Here is a 16678-nt window from a genome sequence, read left to right on the forward strand (position 1 = left end):
CGCTCGCTCGTCCGGGCCCGTCGCTCACAGGCACGAGCGGACCTGCTCGGCGTGCTGCACCGCCGGGCCGAGCAGGTCGAGGAACGACGTCGACCGTTCGCCGGCCACCTGCGCCGGGACGTGCACCTCGATCGCGGGCTCGCGACCGTAGGTCGTGAACGTCCAGTCGGTGGCAGGCGTGCCGGTGCCGTCGGTCGTGCTGCCTTGCGTGGCGTCGCTGCCGTCGCCGGCGACCACGACCCAGTCCACGCTCGGGCCGCCGGGGGTCTCGACGCTCACGCAGCGGTCGGTGGTCGGGCCGAGCGGCTCGACACCGCACCGCAGCACGACGGGTGCCGCGGCCGTGCCCCAGGCCGCGGTGGCCTGAGCGGTCGTGTCCAGGCCCGGCAGGTCGTCGCCGAGGTCGTCGGGGAGCGCGAGCACGATCTCGGCGCACACCGGGTCCGTGGCGTACGGGGCCACCTCGACGGGGACCGCCGAGGCGCAGGACGAGACCAGCAGCGTGGCGCACGCGGCGCTGACGAGGGCGACGGATCGGGCCCCGCCCCTGCTTCCGCTCGCCTTCCTGCGGGGACGGGAGGAGGCCGGGACCGACGTGCCGTCCGCGCGGGCAGCGGGCGTGGACGGCGTCAGGGGCACCCCGTCACCGTAGCGTCCGACCGTTCCTCCGGGTGCGCCTGGCCTCGTCGGACAGCGCGTCGTGCGGCGCGTGTCACACACCGGCGGCGACGTCCCGGTGCAGGGGCCCGGGGCCGGGCCGTCTACGGTGGCGGACGTGACCGACCACCTGCTCGTGCGCGACGTCGACGAGGACGCGCTGCTCGCCCTGATCTTCCCGCACCTGCCGGCCGGCACCGGCACGAGCGTGCCGCCCGGCGACGACGCCGCGGTCGTCGCCGCACCGGACGGCCGGGTCGTCGTGACGACCGACGTGCTCGTCGAGGACCGCCACTTCCGGCGCCGGTGGTCGACAGGGGAGGACGTGGGTCACCGGGCCGCCGTGCAGAACCTCGCCGACGTGGCAGCGATGGGTGCACGTCCCACGAGCCTGGTCGTCGCCCTGGTGGCGCCCGGCGACCTGCCCGTCGACTGGGTCGAGGGGCTGGCGCGCGGGCTCGGGCAGGTGTGCGCACCGCTCGACGTCGGCGTGGTCGGGGGCGACCTGTCGGGCGGCGAGCACGTCGTGGTCGCGGTGACCGCGCACGGCGACCTGGCAGGGCGCGCGCCCGTCCTGCGCTCGGGTGCGCGCCCCGGCGACGTCGTCGCCCACGCGGGACGGCGAGGCTGGTCCGCGGCCGGTCTGGCGCTGCTGGACGCGGGCCGGGGCGGTGACGACGCCGGGCTCGTCGAGGCGTACCTGCGGCCGACGTCACCGCTCGAGGCCGGGCCCAGGGCTGCTGACGCGGGTGCGACCGCGATGCTCGACGTGTCGGACGGGCTCCTGCGCGACGCCGGGCGGATCGCACGGTCCAGCGGTGTGCGGCTGGACCTGGACGAGCCTCGGTCCGCCTTCGCCGACGACCTCGAGCGGCTCGAGCACGCTGCACGGCTGCTGGGTGCCGACGCGACGGAGTGGGTGCTCACCGGTGGCGAGGACCACGGGCTGCTCGCCACGTTCCCCGCTGACGGGCCGCTGCCGGCGCCGTTCCGACGTGTCGGGCGCGTGCTCGACGCCGGTGAGGGTCCGGACGTGCTCGTCGGGGGGCATGAACCCGGGACCCGCGGCACCGGGTGGGACCACTTCCGCGCGTGATCCCGGGTCAACCGCGCCGGTAGCGGACCTCGAGCAGGTCGACGCCACCGAGCTCGTCGAGCCGCTCGACGCCGTCGGGCTGGAACCCGTGCCGACGGTAGAAGTGCCGGGCCCGCTCGTTGTCCGCGAGGACCCACAGCGACACACGTGTCGAGCTGCCGAGGTCGGCGAGGGCGGTGCGCAGCAGGTCGCGCGCCACGCCGTGCCCCCACGTGCCGGGGTCGAGGTAGACGGAGTAGATCTCCCGCTCGCCCCGACGTGCGTCCTCGTCGCGGCAGGGACCGAGCGTGAGGAAGCCCACGATGCCCGACGGGGTCTGGGCGACCCAGGTGCGGACGTGCTCCTTCGGGCCGCGGCGCAGGTAGCCGCTCCAGCTCTGGGACCGCTGGTCGACGTCGAGGGCGTCGAGGTAGCCGGCCGGCACGATGCCCGCGTAGGCCTCCTGCCAGCTGCGCACGTGCACGCGCGCGATGGCCGCCGCGTCGTCCTCGTCGGCGATACGGATCGTCACCTCGTCGAGCTGCTCGACCATGGCGCTCACCCTGCCACACGGGGACCGGGCCGGCCCAGGAATCGGGCGGATTTCGGGTACGGACCCGGTGCGTCGTCCGCACGGGCGGTCGCAGCGGTGCCCTCACCGCCCGTGCGCGGGCTCGCGCTGCGTGCTCGCCCGGGTCCGGGAACGCAAGAGCCCGCGGGGAACGATCCCCGCGGGCTCTCGACGACGTGCTGGGCGGCCTCAGACCGCGCGCTGCACCTTGCCGGCCTTGAGGCACGAGGTGCAGACGTTGAGACGCTTGGGCGTCCCGGCGACCACGGCACGCACGCGCTGGATGTTCGGGTTCCAGCGGCGCTTCGTGCGGACGTTCGAGTGCGAGACGCTGTGCCCGAAGCTCGGGCCCTTGGCGCAGACGTCGCAGTTAGCAGCCACGATCTTCTCCTGGTTCGGTTTCGTGCACGCCGCTGGTGAGCGGCGGAGTCCTGTGGTCCGGGGCGCTCAGGCGCCACCAGTGCCCGGCTCGGCCGGACAACCGCTCAAGACTAGCCCATGAGCCGGGGGCGCCCAAATGTGGGCCGGATGCGGCAGGGTGGGCGGGCACGCCGCGCGCGCAGCGCCCGTCGGGCGTGCGCCGGTGGGGCGTCGACGGGTACGGACGGACGGAGGCACGGTGGACGGGCTCGACGGCAGGCTCCTGCGCAGGTGGGCGCATGCGGCCCACGAGGCGCTCGTCGTCGCGCACGAGCGGATCGACGCGGTCAACGTGTTCCCGGTCGCGGACGCCGACACCGGCACGAACGTCCTGCTCACGGTCACCGGCGGACGCCAGGCGCTCGACGTGGTCCCGCAGGACGCCGGCGCGGGCGAGGTCGCGCACGCCTTCGCCCACGGCGCGCTGCTGGCCGCGCGGGGCAACTCCGGGGTGATCCTCAGCCAGTACCTGGCGGGCCTCGCCCGAGGGCTGCCCGCCGTCGCGGACGCCACCGCCCTCGCCACGGCCTTCGGCTCGGCCTCCCGCAGCGCCCGGGCGGCCGTCACCGACCCGCAGGAGGGCACCGTGCTCACCGTCGCGCGCGACGTCGCCGACGGGGCGCAGGTGGCCGCGGACGCGGGGGCCGACCTCGGGACGCTGCTCGACGGCGTGCTCGCGGACGCCCACCGCTCGCTCGCCCGGATCAGCTCTCAGCACCCCGTGCTGCGGGCCGCGCACGTGCTCGACGCCGGTGCCTGCGCGCTGCTCGTCGTGCTCGACTCGCTCGCCCGCGTGGTCCGCGGCGAGGGTCCGCCGTCCGACGCCGATCTCGCATGGTTGCCGGTCGCCGGCGTGGCGGCGCACGGGATCGAGGGCGGCGGTGCGTTCGAGGTGATGCTCCTGGTGCGCACCTCGGGCGACACCGGATCGCCCGCCCTGGACGACGGCTCCGGGCCGGGTGCCCTGCTCCGCGAGCGCCTGCCGATGCTGGGCGACTCCGTCGCGGTCGTCGGGGCCGACGGGTGGTGGCACGTGCACGTGCACACGGACGCCCCGGCCGAGGTCGTGGCGGCCTGCGCCGTGGGTGCACGCGAGCAGGTCGTGGTGCGGCTGGTGGCTGCCGGCCACGCCGGGACGGTCGGCACGCTCGACGAGCACGCGCCCTCGGGGGTCGTGGTGTGCACCGCGTCGCCGGGGCTGGCCGCCTGGTACGCCGCGCTCGGTGCGGTCGTCGTGCTGCGATGCCCCGAGACACCGCTCGGGGCGCGTCACCTGGGGCGGGCGGTTGTCGACGCGGGGACGGGAGCGGTGACGGTGCTCACCGGCGGGGTCGTCGAGAAGGAGGTCCTCGCGGACCTCGCCGCCGTGCCCGGGCCCTGGGGCGAGCGGCTGCAGGGCGTGCAGGTCGTCGAGACGGGGGACGAGCTCGGGGCGACGGTCGCGCTGCTCGCGCTGACGGGCTCCGCGCCGGACGGGCACGCCTGGAGCGGGGCCAGGGCAGCGGTGCAGCGGCTGCGCAGCACCGCGCTCGGTCGGCCCGGACCGGGAGCGCCGGACGGCGCGTCCGGTACAGGGCCTGGTGCCGGACCTGATGCCGGACCTGATGGGGTGGCGGGGCGCGCCGTGGCCGACGTGCTCGAGGCCGTCGACGCCCTCGAGGCAGGGTGGCCCTCCGACGCCGCACCCGCCGAGCACCTGACGCTCCTGCACGGTGAACAGCTCGCGCCGGACGACCTGCAGGAGATCGCCACCCGGCTGGAGGCCGTGCTCGCGACCCGCCACCCGATGCTGGAGCTGCTCGTGCTCGGGCCCGCCGCCGGGATCGACGGCCTGCGCGCAGGACTGGACTGACCATGCTCGACGACCCGCTCAAGAAGGCCGTCGGGCCGCGCTCGGCCACGGCGCTAGGCACGCTGGGCCTGCACACCGTCGGCGACCTCCTGCGGCACTACCCGCGCCGCTACGCCGAGCCCGGCACGCTGACCGACCTGGCCACGCTCGCACCCGGCGAGCACGCCACGGTCGTCGCCGAGGTCCGGCAGGTCACCGTCCGTCCGACCTCGACCGGCAAGGGGCTGCTGCAGGCGGTCGTGACCGACGGGCAGCACACGCTCGCCCTGACGTTCTTCGGTCGCAGCACGCGCGCGCTCGGCTACCACGAGATGCGGCTGGTACCGGGTCGGCGAGGGCTCTTCACCGGCGACGTGGGCGAGTACCGCGGGCAACGGCAGTTCACCCACCCGGACTACACGATCTTCGGGCTGGACGTCGACGACGAGAACGAGGCGCTCGACGAGGCAGGCCGTCCGATCCCGCTCTACCCGGCGTCGGCGTCGATCGCCTCCTGGCAGATCGCGAAGGCCGTGCGCACCGTGCTGGACCCGCTGACGCCCGCCGACCTGCCCGACCCGCTCCCGCAGGACGTGCGCGAACGGCACGGGCTGCCGTCGTGGCACGAGGCGCTGCTCGACGTGCACGTGCCGCGCACCGAGGCCGACTGGCAGCGTGGCCGTGACCGGCTGCGGTACGAGGAGGCGTTCGTGCTGCAGGCCGAGCTGGCCCGTCGCCGCGCGCTGACGGCCGCCCAGCAGGCGACGGCCCGCGCGCGCACGACCGGCGGGGTGCTCGAGGCGTTCGACGCCCGGCTGCCCTTCACGCTCACGGCGGGCCAGCGCGAGGTCGGTGAGCAGATCGCCGACGAGCTGGCGCTGCCGACCCCGATGCAGCGGCTGCTGCAGGGCGAGGTCGGCTCCGGCAAGACCGTCGTCGCGCTGCGCGCCATGCTGCAGGTCGTCGACGCCGGGGGGCAGGCGGCGCTGCTGGCGCCGACGGAGGTGCTCGCGGCCCAGCATGCACGGTCGCTCCGGGCTCTTCTCGGCGACCTCGCGGAGGCCGGCTACCTCGGTGGCGCCGACGTGGGCACCCGGGTCGCGCTGCTGACCGGCTCGCAGCCGACCGCGGCGCGCCGTGCGAGCCTGCTGGACGCGGCGAGCGGACGCGCCGGGATCGTGGTGGGCACGCATGCGCTGCTGTCCGACGTCGTGCAGTTCGCCGACCTCGGGCTCGTCGTGGTCGACGAGCAGCACCGGTTCGGCGTCGAGCAGCGCGACACCCTGCGGGCCAAGGCTGCCTCGACCCCGCACCTGCTCGTGATGACGGCCACACCCATCCCGCGCACCGTCGCCATGACCGTGTTCGGCGACCTGGAGACCTCCGTGCTGCGCGAGCTGCCCGCCGGGCGAAGCGGGGTCACCACGCACGTGGTGCCCGCGAGCAACCCGGTGTGGACCGCCCGCACCTGGGCCAGGGTCCGCGAGGAGGTCGACGGCGGCGGTCGCGCGTACGTGGTGTGCGCGCGCATCGACGGCGACGGCGAGGCCACGGCCACCGGCGAGGAGCCCGACGACCTCTCCGTCACCGAGCCCGACCCGACGGGCCGGCCCGAGCCCGCCCGTGCGCCGTTGCGCGCCGTCGTCGAGGTCGCGGCCGAGCTGGCCGGCATGGACGTGCTCGCCGGGGTGCACGTCGGCACGCTGCACGGCCGCATGGCCCCGGAGGAGAAGGAGCGTGCGCTGGACGACTTCGCGGTCGGGCGCACACCCGTCCTGGTGTCCACCACGGTCGTCGAGGTCGGGGTCGACGTCCCGCAGGCCACCACGATGGTGGTCCTCGACGCCGACCGGTTCGGGGTCTCCCAGCTGCACCAGCTGCGGGGGCGGGTCGGGCGCGGCACGGCACCGGGCCTGTGCCTGCTCGTCGCCGACGTCGTGGCCGGCACGCCTGCGGCGATCAGGCTCGACACGCTCGCCCGGACCTCGGACGGCTTCGAGCTCGCGGCGCTCGACCTGGAGCTGCGCCGCGAGGGCGACGTGCTGGGGGCTGCGCAGTCGGGGACGTCCAGCTCGTTGCGCTTCCTGCGGGTGACCCGCGACGGCGACGTGATCGAGAAGGCACGCGCCGACGCCCGCGCGCTGGTGGACCGTGACGTGTCGCTCGCGACGTGGCCCGCGCTGCGCGCCGCGATCGACGAACGGCTCGCGGGGGAGCGCGAGGAGTTTCTCGACCGCGCCTGAGCCGACGGCACCGGCACCGGCACCGGCACCGACGCTCGTCGTCCGGCAGGTCGGCGTGGGACGGGTGACCCGCGGTGCACGGCGCAGGCACGGCTACCCTGGCGGTCGTGTCGAAGCCCGTCGTGCGCGCCCAGGACCTGCTCGTCGGATACGGCGGTGCACCGGTGTGCGCCCCCGTGTCGTTCACGCTCGCGCCGGGCAAGGTCCTCGCGCTCGTCGGGGCCAACGGTTCGGGCAAGTCGACGGTCCTGCGATCGGTGATCGGGCTGCTCGAGCCGTCCGGCGGCTCCTTGCAGGTGTTCGGGAGCGCGGTCGACGAACGGGACGTGACGTTCCGCACCCGGGTGTCGAGCGTCCTGGACGACGACGCGTACTTCCCGGCGCTGACGGTCTCGGAGCACCTGTACCTGACCGCACGCGGGCACGGGGTGCTCGGTGCCGACGACGTGGTCGAGGAGCTGCTGGCCGAGTTCGGCCTCACCGAGCACGCGCGTTCGCTCCCGGTCGCGCTGTCCTCCGGTCAGCGCCGCCGCCTGCTGCTGGCCGCCGGCTTCGCCCGGCCGAGGGCGCTGCTCGTGCTCGACGAGCCCGAGCAGCGGCTCGACCGCGACATGAAGACGCGGCTCGCGCAGCGCCTGAACGACGAGCGCACGCACGGCGGTGCGGTCCTGCTGGCCACGCACGACGCCGACCTGCTGCGCGCCGTGGCCGACCGGGCCGTCCTGCTCTCGGACGAGAGCTCGCGGCTGGTCTCGGTCGCCGAGGCCGTGGACATGATCGGACGGAACCCGTCGTGACCGCCGATGTCGACCTGGTCGGCCCCGACGAGGTCGGCCAGATCCCCGCCGCGCGCTCGATCCGGCGCTACACCACCGGCGCGGCCAACGCCCGCAGCGGAGCGCAGCTCGGCACGGTGCTCCAGGACGTCTACTACGCGATCATCACGCTCGCCATCAGCGTCGCGATCGCCCTCGGCCTCGCGCAGCAGCTGCGGGTCTCGCTGCCGCCCGCCCCGGACGTGGTCGCTCCGCGGGGGCTGAGCCTGCCCACCCTCGTCACCGTCGTGATCGTCGGGCTCGTCGGGGTGCTGCTGTCGCTCGCGGGCCGGCTCGGCCCGATCGGGGCCGGCGGTGCGGAGGCCACCTGGTGGCTCGGCCTGCCGGTGGACCGACGCGGCCTGCTGCGTCCCGCCGCGAGGCGGCTTCCCGCGCTCGCGGCCCTGGTCGGCGCGGTGCTGGTGGCACTCCTCGACGCGGGACTGCTCGCCGACTCCCCGGCACGCGTCGTCCAGGTCGCCGTGACCTCCGGGCTCGTGGCGGCCGCCGTCGTGCTGCTGGCCGGGCTCGCACAGTCGCTGGGCGTGGCCCGACGCTCGACAGCGCTCGCGGGCGACCTCGTGCTCGTCGCGGCGCCGTTCGCCGCGCTGGGCAGCGCGCTGGCCGCCGTGCACCTTGAGCGCGTGCCGACGCTCGCGTGGCCCTTCGTGGTCGTGCTGGGCGTCGGTGTGGCTGCGCTCGCGGTGGTCGTCGACCGGCGGCTCGACCGGGTGCCGGCGCGGACGCTGCGGGAGAGCGGGTCCGTGGCCAGCCAGGCGGTCGGGGCGATGGTGTCGCTCGACTCGCGTGAGCTCGGTCGGGCCCTCAGCGACGGCACGGCGCGCGCGACCCGGCGGCGGCTGTCGCGGCTGCGGACGGCTCGGGGGCCGGCGTCGGCGCTCGTCACGACCGACCTGGTGGTGCTGCGCAGGTCCACACGGCACGTCGTGCAGCTGGTCGTCACGGCGCTGATCCCCGTGCTGGTCTCGACGGTGCCGCAGCTGGCGAGCACGGCGGGGGTCCTGCTCTCGCTCCTGGTCGCGGGATACGTCGCGCAGAGCGCCACGGGCGAGGGCGCCCGGCGGGCCGAGATGGTTCCGGCGCTCGACCGGCTCCTGCCGTTGGAGGCCCGCACGGTGCGTCGGCTGCGGATGGTGGTGCCGGCCGCCGTGATGGCGCTGTGGTCGCTCGTCGTGTTCGCCGCCGTGGGCCGGTGGGCGGGGGACGTGGCGGGCTGGATGGCGCTCGGCCTGGCGGCGACTCCCGTGTGGGCGGCCGCAGCCGTGCGCTCGGCGTACCGGGCCTCTCCGGACTGGGGTGCCCCGCTGGTCTCGACGCCGATGGGTGCGCTGCCGTCGGGCGTCGGCTCGGTCATCGCGCGTGGCCCCGACGTCGTCGTGCTGGGCCTGCTGCCGGTGTGGATCGCGCTGCTGGTGCGGACCGTGACACCGGTGATGCTCGGCGCGCAGATCACGTGCGCGTTGATCGCGGTGATGGTCGCCTCCTCGATCCACAAGGGCGGGCTCCTGGAACGGATGATGGACGCCTCGGGGGAGCAGGCGGGTCGACCGACGGACACCAAGCGGTGACGAGGATAGTCGCGGGCGTCGCCGGCGGTCGTGCGCTGCAGGTCCCGCCCAAGGGCACCCGCCCGACGAGCGAGCGCGTGCGCGAGGCCCTGTTCTCGCGGCTGGAGCACCTCGACGTGGTCGACGACGCCGTCGTGCTGGACCTGTTCGCCGGTTCGGGCGCGCTCGGCCTGGAGGCGGCGAGCCGTGGTGCCCGCGCGGTGACCCTCGTCGAGGGGGCGCGACCCGCAGCGGAGGTGTGCCGACGCAACGTGGCCGCCACGGGCCTGGGCGGACGGGTGTCGGTGGTCCTCGACCGGGTCGAGCGTTTCGTGCAGCGCGTGCCCGTCGAGCCCTGGGACCTCGTGCTCGTGGACCCGCCGTACGACCTGTCGGAGGAGCTCCTGGGCGACGTGCTGCGCGCGGTGCTGCCCGGCCTGCGGGAGGGTGCGGTCGTCATGGTCGAACGGTCCACGCGCACGCCCGAGCCGACGTGGCCGGACGGGCTCGTGCGGTTCGACGACCGTGGCTACGGCGAGACGCGGGTGTGGTTCGCCGAGCCCGCCGAGCCGGCCTCCGGGTCGCCGTCCGGTCGCTGAGCGACGGGCTGCGCAGGCGCGCGCACGAGGATCTCCAGTGAGGGTCCGGGCTCGTCGAGCAGCACGGTGCCCGCCGAGGTGAACCCCAGCGCCGTGTAGAAGCCGACGTTCCCGGGATCGGTGGTCCCCAGGTGCGCGCCGTTCCCGGCGTCGGTGAGCACGGCGAGCCCGTGCCGCACGAGCCTCGCTCCGAGGCCCGTGCCCTGAAGACCGGGATCGACCCCCAGGTAGTTCAGGTACGCGCTCGGTCCGCTCGGGAACAGCGGTGCGGACGACCTGAGCGCGGAGCGGACCTGGACGGCGCGATCCTGGCCGACCAGAGCGGCCAGCACGCCCGCCGAGGTCGGCAGCGTGGCCGGTCGGGGTGTCGACGAGGCGCCCGCACGAATCCACGCCGCGACCGCGACGACGGTGCCACCGGTCTCGACGACGTGCACCACGCCGTCGGACAGGTAGCGCTCGAGGGAGGGTGCGAGCCAGGCCGCGCACGCCTCGTCGCGGGTGGCGGCGTCGGGGAACACCCAGGTCATCAGCGGGTTCGGGTGGTACGCCCGGGCCAGGACGGTGCGGATCGCCGGCAGGTCGCGGGTCTCGGCGTCGCGCAGCGTGGGCATGTCTGACGGTAGCGTCCGACGCCCTCACCTAGGTTGGGACCCATGAACGTGCGTGCGACGAGGTCCGGCTCATGACTCTGGCGGTCTGCCCGGGTTCGTTCGACCCGATCACGCGAGGTCACCTCGACGTGGTCCTGCGGGCGCGGTCGATGTTCGACGAGGTCGTGGTCGCCGTGGCGCGCAACTCCTCGAAATCGGCGCTCCTGCCGGCCGAGCGTCGCGTCGAGCTGGCTCGTGCAGCGCTCGCCGACGTCGACGGCGTGCGCGTGGAGGCCGTGGACGGACTGCTCGCGGACTTCGTGCGTACGGTGGGTGCGCAGGCGGTCGTCAAGGGCCTGCGCGGTGGCGCGGACTTCGATGCCGAGGTACCCATGGCGTTGATGAACCGGCACCTGTCCGGTGTCGAGACGGTGTTCGTGGTGGGTGACCCCGCACTCGCGCACGTCGCGTCGTCGCTGGTCAAGGACGTGGCACGGTTCGGCGGCCCGATCGAGGACCTGGTTCCGCCCGGCGTCGCCGCGGCGGTCCGGGAGGCGCTGGGTCTGCCCGCGCCGGGAGGAGAGGCACGATGAGCGACCACGAGGACCCCACGACGCGGCCGGAGGGCCTGACCGGTGTGCTGGACGCGATCGCGTCGGCCGTGGAGCAGGCGCGAGCGATGCCGATGTCGTCCTCGGTGCTGGTGAACCGTGCCGAGCTTCTCGACCTGGTCGACCAGGCGCACGAGGTGCTGCCGTCGCAGCTGGCACGCGCCGACGAGGTGCTTGCGGACGCCGACGCCGCCCGGGCCGCCGCCCAGGCGGAGGCCGACGGGATCCTCGAGCGTGCACGGGCGAGGGCCGCCGCGCTGGTCGAGGACGAGGCCGTGGTCCGGGCCGCGCACGAGCGTGCGGCGCAGGTCGTGGCCGAGGCGGAGGAGACCGCGGCGCAGCTGCGCAGGGACGCCGACGACTACTGCGACCGCCGGCTGGCCGACTTCGAGATCGACCTGGGCAAGGTGCTCAGCCAGGTGCAGGCGGGTCGAGCGAAGCTCGCCGGGCGGCTGGGGGACGACACGCTCGGCTGAGCGAGCGGCTGGGAGAGCACCGGATCGCGCGCCACGATTTTGGGGCGGACCCGCCGGTGCCGTAGGGTTATCCGTTGGTCCTGCCGGTCATGGCGTGGACCGAGATCGACGAGGGGACCGGACCGTGCAGCGCCCTGTTCACCTCGATCCCCGCTCGCCCTTCGTGCTCGAGACACACGAGCTCGGTCGACGTCCGGGATCGACGAGGACGGTGCAGCGCACCGTCACGGCCCCGGCCGATCTCGGTACCGACGTGATCGGCGTCCCTCCCGGGACCGACGTCGAGCTGGACCTGAGGCTCGAGGCGGTCATGGAAGGGGTCCTGGTCACCGGAACCATCCGGGGCCGGGCGGTCGGGGAGTGCGTGCGCTGCCTGGGCGAGGTCGTCGACGATGTCGACGTCTCGCTCACGGAGCTCTACGTCTATCCCGAGCGCGCGGCGGTCGCCCTGCAGGACGGCGACGACGAGGAGGACGTGCGCGAGCTCGAGGGCGACCTGGTCGACATCGAGCCCGCGCTGCGTGACGCGGTGGTGCCAGCACTGCCGTTCCGGCCGCTGTGCCGTCCCGACTGCCCGGGCCTGTGCCCGGAGTGCGGGGCGCGCCTGGCGGACGAGCCCGACCACGGGCATGAGACGCTAGACCCTCGGTGGTCCGCCCTCGGCGGCCTGCTGAGCAATGACGAGACGAAAGAGAGCTAGCCGTGGCTGTTCCGAAGCGCAAGATGTCGCGCAGCAACACCCGTGCGCGTCGCTCGCAGTGGAAGACCACTGCCACGACCCTCACGGCCTGCCCCCAGTGCCACGCGAACAAGCAGCCCCACACGGCCTGCCCTTCGTGCGGTGCGTACAACGGCCGCCGCTACGCCGAGGCCGTGCGCAGCGAGCACGAGGCACGCTGACACCGTCAGCATCCGCCGTGAAGCACCACGTGACCGGAGGACCGGCATGAGTGCCGCGGCCGATCGACTTGTCGAGAAGCTCGGGGTCCGCCTGGACCCCGAGCTTCTCGTGCTCGCCCTGACCCATCGTTCGTTCGCGCACGAGGCCGGCGGGATCCCCACGAACGAGCGTCTGGAGTTCCTGGGGGACACCGTGCTCGGCCTCGTCGTGACCGAGGCGCTGTACCGGACGTACCCGGCGCAGTCCGAGGGCGACCTGGCGAAGATGCGTGCCGCGACCGTGTCGCAGCGTGCGCTCGCACAGGTGGCCCGCGAGCTGGACCTGGGCTCCTACGTGCTGCTCGGCAAGGGCGAGCTGGCCACGGGTGGGCGGGACAAGGACTCGATCCTGTCCGACACGCTCGAGGCGGTCTTCGGCGCGGTGTACCTCGCGCACGGCCTGGAGCAGGCGCGCACGCTCGTGAGCGGGCTCGTCGGGCCGACGTTGCTCGCGGCGGCGGACCTGGGTGCCGGCCTGGACTGGAAGACCTCCTTGCAGGAGCTCTCCGCCCAGCTGGGCCTGGGTGCACCCAGCTACGACGTCGTGGGCGAGGGCCCCGACCATGCGCGCACGTTCACTGCGCACGCCGTCGTCGGCGGCCAGGTGCGCGGGTCGGGGACCGGCCCGGCCAAGAAGCTCGCGGAGCAGGACGCAGCCGCGGCTGCCTACCGTGGCCTCGAGGCGCTCCGGGCCGAGTCCGCACCGGCACGTTCCTGAACGACCTGCCGTTGCCGCACCGTGTGAGGGTCTCCCGTGCCTGAGCTGCCCGAGGTCGAGACCGTCCGTGACGGGCTCGAGCGCCACGTGCTGGGGCGCGGTGTGACCGCGGTCGACGTGCGCCGGGCGTACTCGGTGCGCCGGCACGAGGCGGGCCCGCTCGACCTGGTCGGACGGCTGCGTGGACGCACCCTGACCGCGGCGGCGCGACGCGGGAAGTTCCTGTGGCTGCTGCTCGACGAGCCCGAGGAGGGCGGCGACGCCCTGCTCGTGCACCTGGGGATGAGCGGGCAGCTGCTCGTCCGGCACGAGGCGGCGGTCGAGCAGGCCGCCGGTCACCCGCACCTGCGGGTGCGGATCGGTCTGGACGACGGGTCGGTGCTCGACTTCGTCGACCAGCGCACGTTCGGCCACCTGAGCGTGCACGAGCTCGTGGCGACGCCCGACGGCGCGGCAGGCGGCGCCGGCTCCCCGCTCGCCGCGGTGCCCGGACCGGTCGCGCACATCGCCCGCGACCTGCTCGACCCGGCGCTGGACCGAGGTGCGCTCGTGGCGGCCGTGCGGGCGCGGCGCACCGGGATCAAGCGTGCGCTGCTGGACCAGACGACGGTCTCGGGCGTCGGGAACATCTACGCCGACGAGGGGCTGTGGCGCGCCCGGCTGCACTTCGACCGGCCCACCGCCGCGCTCACCCGGGCCGAGGTCGGGCGGGCGCTCGACGGGGCCCGTGAGGTGATGGCCGAGGCGCTCGCGCAGGGTGGCACGAGCTTCGACGCCCTCTACGTGAACGTCAACGGGCAGTCGGGCTACTTCGACCGGTCCCTGGCGGTGTACGGCCAGGAGGGGCGTCCGTGCCCGCGCTGCGGGACCCTCGTGCGACGCGACGCGTTCATGAACCGGTCCGCCTACACCTGTCCCTCGTGCCAACCACGGCCACGGCGACCGCGGCCGTGAATAACCCCCGCGTGTACGCACCCGGGGGTGCGCCCGAGGCTCGGTACGATGCCTGCGTGTCTCCCACCAGTGCAGTGCCCGCGACCGACCGGCACCACCAGATCACCGTGATGATCATCGACGACCACGAGGTCGTGCGCCGTGGCATCGCGGAGGTCGTCGAGCGCACCGACGGCATGACGGTCGTCGCCGAGGCAGGCTCCGTCTCCGACGGCGTGCGGCGTGCGCTGCTCGTGCACCCGCAGGTGCTGCTGGTCGACCTGCAGCTTCCGGACGGCACCGGGATCGACCTGATGAAGCAGGTCAAGGAGACCCAGCCGGACGTACGTGCCATCGTCCTGACGTCCTTCGACGACGACGACGCGCTCGCCGCGGCGCTCGACGCGGGCGCGGCGGCCTACCTGCTCAAGAGCGTGCGCGGTGCGGAGATCACCGACGTCATCCGCGCGGTCGCGGCGGGGCGCACCCTGCTCGACGAGCGCACCGTGACCCGACGCAAGGCAGGCCACGAGGACCCGACGGAGAACCTCACCCCGAGCGAGCTGCGCGTGCTCGACCTCATCGGTGACGGCCTGTCGAACCGGGAGATCGCCGAACGGCTCGGCGTCGCGGAGAAGACCGTGAAGAACCACATCACGTCGCTGCTGGCGAAGATGGGCCTGCAGCGCCGCACCCAGGTGGCCGCGTGGGTCGCGTCCCGCAAGCACTCCGGCTGGCGGGCCGAGCCGGGGCACTGACCCCGGGCCGGGCCGATGGCCCCGGCCAGTCCAAGCCGGTCAGTCCAGCGGGGCCTGCCACACCAGCAAGGTGCCGCGCCCGTCGGGTGCGGACCCGAGGCTGAACGTGCCGCCGTGCTGACGGGCGCGTGAGGCCAGGTTGCCCGTCCCCGAGCGGCGGTCGCGGCGGTCGGGCAGGCCCGCGCCGTCGTCCTCGACCTCGACGAGCACCGAACCCGTGGGACCGACGCCACGGACGGTCACCCGGACGGTGACCGACGAGGCGTGCGCGTGCCGGGCCGCGTTCGCCAGGCCCTCGCGCACGACCGCGACGACATCGTCGGTCAGCTCGGCGCTGATCCGCTCGTCGAGCTGGTCCTCGTCGATGTCGTGGTCCGTGCCCAGGTCCCTGCCGTCGAGCGTGAGCACGACCCCCGGCGCGAACCCGAGGCCCGTGCGCGCCAACGAGGACTCGCGCCGCAACCGTTCCGTCAGGCCCGTCGCCGCATCGGGGTCGCGCAGCGCGTAGACGATCTCGCGGATCTGGCGGACGGACCCGTCGACGTTGTCCAGCGCCTCCTCCACGATCGACAGCAGCTCGCTCGGGTCGACCCCGCGCGCGGCCCGCCTCCGTACCGTCTCGAGCTGCATGCCCGTGGCGAACAGCTGCTGGATCGCCAGGTCGTGCAGGTCACGGGCGATGCGCTCGCGCTCGTCGAGCAGGGCCGCGACGTCCTGGGCGTGCCGCGCCTCCGCCAGGACGTAGGCGAGCGCGGCCTGGGCGGCGAACGACTCCGCGGTCGTCAGGTCGCCATCCTCGAACGGCTCCCGGCCGACCCGTCGCAGCAGGATGAGCACGCCGACACCGCGGCCGGAGGTCTGCAACGGGGCGAACATCGCGGGCCCGAAGGAACGCATGACGGGCACCCGGACCGTGCGTGAGCGGGACAGCGACGGCGTGAGCAGCCCGCGCCCCTCGGTCATCACCGTCCAGGCCCGCCCGCCCCGCGGCATCACCGTGCCCAGCAGGGCGTCGGCGCCGTCGCCCACGGCCAGCTCGATGAACAGGTCGCCACCCATCCCGGGCAGTGCGAGCGCCGAGATGTCCGCGCCGGCGACCTCCCGGGCCGTGCGGGCGATGTGCTCGAGGGCCTCCTCCTCGTCGATGCCCTCGAGCAGCATCGTGGTGATGTCCTGCCCGGCGCGCAGCCAGTGCTCACGGCGCGCGGCCTCGGCGTACAGCTGGGCGTTGGCGACGGCGACGCCCGCGGCGGCAGCCAGGGCGACCACCACCTGCTCGTCGGCCTGCGTGAAGCCGCCGTCCTTCTCGGACAGGTACAGCTGCCCGTACACGTGGTCGCCGACCCTGACCGAGGCACCGAGGAAGGAGCCCATCGGCGGGTGGTTCGCGGGGAAGCCGCGGAAGGCCGGATGGTGGCGCAGGTCCGACAGGCGCAGGGCACCCTCGGCGGGGATCTGGCCGAGCACGCCCTGGGCGTGCGGCGCGGACTGCAGCATGCGGGCCAGCGCGGTCGGCATGCCGGTGTACACGAAGGTCGTCGACACCCCGTGCGGGTCGAGGACGTTGATCGCGCCGTACCGGGCGCCCGTGAGCTCGGCGGAGACCCGCACGAACTGGTTGAGCACGGCGGGCAGGTCCAGCTCGCTGGCGACCGTCAGGATCGCCTGCATGAGGTCGGTGAGGCCGTCGCCGGTGAGGTCGACCGTCGGGCCGTCGACCTCGGTCAGCACGCCGCCGGTGCGGATCCCTCCGCGCGAGCGGCCCGGGCCGCTGCCGTCACGGAGCTGCTCCTCGTGGAGGGCGTCGCGGTCCGGGCTGTGCACTGGGGTGTCTCCGTCTCGGTCCGTCAGGGGTGCCGCGGTGCCCGGTC

At 74.6% G+C, this 16678-nt stretch carries 18 protein-coding genes; 13 read left to right on the forward strand and 5 right to left on the reverse strand.

Going from position 1 to position 16678, the window contains the following annotated elements:
• Nucleotides 1-24: 24 nt before the first annotated feature.
• Nucleotides 25-639, reverse strand: a complete 615-nt coding sequence (locus BKA22_RS13855) for a DUF3515 family protein (RefSeq protein ID WP_223203583.1) — start codon at nucleotides 637-639, stop codon at nucleotides 25-27.
• Nucleotides 640-775: 136 nt separating this feature from the next.
• On the opposite strand from BKA22_RS13855, the gene BKA22_RS13860 reads away from it, so the two are divergent.
• Nucleotides 776-1753: a thiamine-phosphate kinase gene (locus BKA22_RS13860; protein ID WP_223203582.1), complete on the forward strand. Its 978-nt coding sequence runs from the start codon at nucleotides 776-778 to the stop codon at nucleotides 1751-1753.
• A 7-nt stretch (nucleotides 1754-1760) separates the two neighbouring features.
• On the opposite strand, the gene BKA22_RS13865 is transcribed toward BKA22_RS13860, so the two are convergent.
• Both BKA22_RS13865 and rpmB read right to left on the reverse strand, forming a co-directional pair.
• A complete protein-coding gene (locus BKA22_RS13865) occupies nucleotides 1761-2285 on the reverse strand; it encodes a GNAT family N-acetyltransferase (RefSeq protein ID WP_146953062.1) in 525 nt (174 codons plus the stop codon).
• 207 nt (nucleotides 2286-2492) lie between these two features.
• Entirely contained in the window at nucleotides 2493-2684 is a 192-nt protein-coding gene (gene rpmB, locus BKA22_RS13870) for a 50S ribosomal protein L28 (RefSeq protein ID WP_146842772.1), read from the reverse strand.
• Nucleotides 2685-2922: 238 nt separating this feature from the next.
• Here rpmB and BKA22_RS13875 point away from each other — a divergent pair, with 238 nt between their 5' ends.
• The 5 genes from BKA22_RS13875 to BKA22_RS13895 all read left to right on the forward strand — a co-directional run bounded on the left by BKA22_RS13875 (nucleotide 2923) and on the right by BKA22_RS13895 (nucleotide 9779).
• Nucleotides 2923-4575 (forward strand): DAK2 domain-containing protein, encoded by a 1653-nt coding sequence (locus tag BKA22_RS13875; RefSeq protein WP_179561787.1) that lies wholly within the window; start codon nucleotides 2923-2925, stop codon nucleotides 4573-4575.
• A 2-nt stretch (nucleotides 4576-4577) separates the two neighbouring features.
• Nucleotides 4578-6797, forward strand: a complete 2220-nt coding sequence (locus tag BKA22_RS13880; RefSeq protein ID WP_146953060.1) for an ATP-dependent DNA helicase RecG — start codon at nucleotides 4578-4580, stop codon at nucleotides 6795-6797.
• A gap of 107 nt (nucleotides 6798-6904) precedes the next feature.
• Entirely contained in the window at nucleotides 6905-7594 is a 690-nt protein-coding gene (locus BKA22_RS13885) for an ABC transporter ATP-binding protein (RefSeq protein WP_146953059.1), read from the forward strand.
• A complete protein-coding gene (locus BKA22_RS13890) occupies nucleotides 7591-9201 on the forward strand; it encodes a DUF6297 family protein (protein ID WP_146953058.1) in 1611 nt (536 codons plus the stop codon). Before BKA22_RS13885 ends, BKA22_RS13890 begins: the two co-directional genes overlap by 4 nt.
• Entirely contained in the window at nucleotides 9198-9779 is a 582-nt protein-coding gene (locus tag BKA22_RS13895; protein WP_146953057.1) for an RsmD family RNA methyltransferase, read from the forward strand. The genes BKA22_RS13890 and BKA22_RS13895 overlap by 4 nt, the downstream gene beginning before the upstream one ends.
• Here the strand turns inward: BKA22_RS13895 and BKA22_RS13900 are convergent.
• On the reverse strand, nucleotides 9710-10393 hold the full coding sequence (locus BKA22_RS13900) for a GNAT family N-acetyltransferase (protein WP_146953056.1): 684 nt from the start codon (nucleotides 10391-10393) through the stop codon (nucleotides 9710-9712). The genes BKA22_RS13895 and BKA22_RS13900 overlap by 70 nt on opposite strands.
• A gap of 71 nt (nucleotides 10394-10464) precedes the next feature.
• Between BKA22_RS13900 and coaD the strand changes: the two genes are divergently transcribed.
• The 7 genes from coaD (at nucleotide 10465) to BKA22_RS13935 (ending at nucleotide 14807) form a co-directional block, all read left to right on the forward strand.
• On the forward strand, nucleotides 10465-10965 hold the full coding sequence (gene coaD / locus BKA22_RS13905) for a pantetheine-phosphate adenylyltransferase (protein ID WP_146953055.1): 501 nt from the start codon (nucleotides 10465-10467) through the stop codon (nucleotides 10963-10965).
• Nucleotides 10962-11459 carry a hypothetical protein gene (locus tag BKA22_RS13910; protein ID WP_146953054.1) on the forward strand — a complete coding sequence of 166 codons (498 nt, stop codon included), beginning with the start codon at nucleotides 10962-10964 and terminating at the stop codon, nucleotides 11457-11459. Before coaD ends, BKA22_RS13910 begins: the two co-directional genes overlap by 4 nt.
• A gap of 124 nt (nucleotides 11460-11583) precedes the next feature.
• The gene (locus tag BKA22_RS13915) at nucleotides 11584-12159 is read left to right on the forward strand and encodes a YceD family protein (RefSeq protein ID WP_146953053.1); all 576 of its coding nucleotides are present in this window, start codon (nucleotides 11584-11586) and stop codon (nucleotides 12157-12159) included.
• 2 nt (nucleotides 12160-12161) lie between these two features.
• On the forward strand, nucleotides 12162-12359 hold the full coding sequence (gene rpmF, locus BKA22_RS13920) for a 50S ribosomal protein L32 (protein WP_146953052.1): 198 nt from the start codon (nucleotides 12162-12164) through the stop codon (nucleotides 12357-12359).
• Between the two features lie 46 nt (nucleotides 12360-12405).
• The gene (gene rnc / locus BKA22_RS13925; RefSeq protein WP_146953051.1) at nucleotides 12406-13116 is read left to right on the forward strand and encodes a ribonuclease III; all 711 of its coding nucleotides are present in this window, start codon (nucleotides 12406-12408) and stop codon (nucleotides 13114-13116) included.
• 36 nt (nucleotides 13117-13152) lie between these two features.
• On the forward strand, nucleotides 13153-14070 hold the full coding sequence (gene mutM / locus BKA22_RS13930; RefSeq protein ID WP_146953050.1) for a bifunctional DNA-formamidopyrimidine glycosylase/DNA-(apurinic or apyrimidinic site) lyase: 918 nt from the start codon (nucleotides 13153-13155) through the stop codon (nucleotides 14068-14070).
• A 110-nt stretch (nucleotides 14071-14180) separates the two neighbouring features.
• On the forward strand, nucleotides 14181-14807 hold the full coding sequence (locus BKA22_RS13935) for a response regulator (protein ID WP_146953117.1): 627 nt from the start codon (nucleotides 14181-14183) through the stop codon (nucleotides 14805-14807).
• Nucleotides 14808-14846: 39 nt separating this feature from the next.
• On the opposite strand, the gene BKA22_RS13940 is transcribed toward BKA22_RS13935, so the two are convergent.
• Complete coding sequence (locus tag BKA22_RS13940; protein WP_146953049.1) at nucleotides 14847-16631, reverse strand: sensor histidine kinase; 1785 nt, start codon at nucleotides 16629-16631, stop codon at nucleotides 14847-14849.
• Between the last annotated feature and the right edge of the window lie 47 nt (nucleotides 16632-16678).

Source organism: Cellulomonas soli (assembly GCF_013409305.1).
Taxonomy (GTDB): Bacteria; Actinomycetota; Actinomycetes; order Actinomycetales; family Cellulomonadaceae; genus Cellulomonas; species Cellulomonas soli.

Bases quoted from the DNA above. Each gene is read 5' to 3' on its own strand.
- BKA22_RS13865 (WP_146953062.1), bottom strand. From the start codon at position 2,285: ATGGTCGAGCAGCTCGACGAGGTGACGATCCGTATCGCCGACGAGGAC.
- BKA22_RS13880 (WP_146953060.1), top strand. From the start codon at position 4,578: ATGCTCGACGACCCGCTCAAGAAGGCCGTCGGGCCGCGCTCGGCCACG.
- BKA22_RS13900 (WP_146953056.1), bottom strand. From the start codon at position 10,393: ATGCCCACGCTGCGCGACGCCGAGACCCGCGACCTGCCGGCGATCCGC.
- coaD (WP_146953055.1), top strand. From the start codon at position 10,465: ATGACTCTGGCGGTCTGCCCGGGTTCGTTCGACCCGATCACGCGAGGT.
- BKA22_RS13910 (WP_146953054.1), top strand. From the start codon at position 10,962: ATGAGCGACCACGAGGACCCCACGACGCGGCCGGAGGGCCTGACCGGT.
- rnc (WP_146953051.1), top strand. From the start codon at position 12,406: ATGAGTGCCGCGGCCGATCGACTTGTCGAGAAGCTCGGGGTCCGCCTG.
- BKA22_RS13935 (WP_146953117.1), top strand. From the start codon at position 14,181: ATGATCATCGACGACCACGAGGTCGTGCGCCGTGGCATCGCGGAGGTC.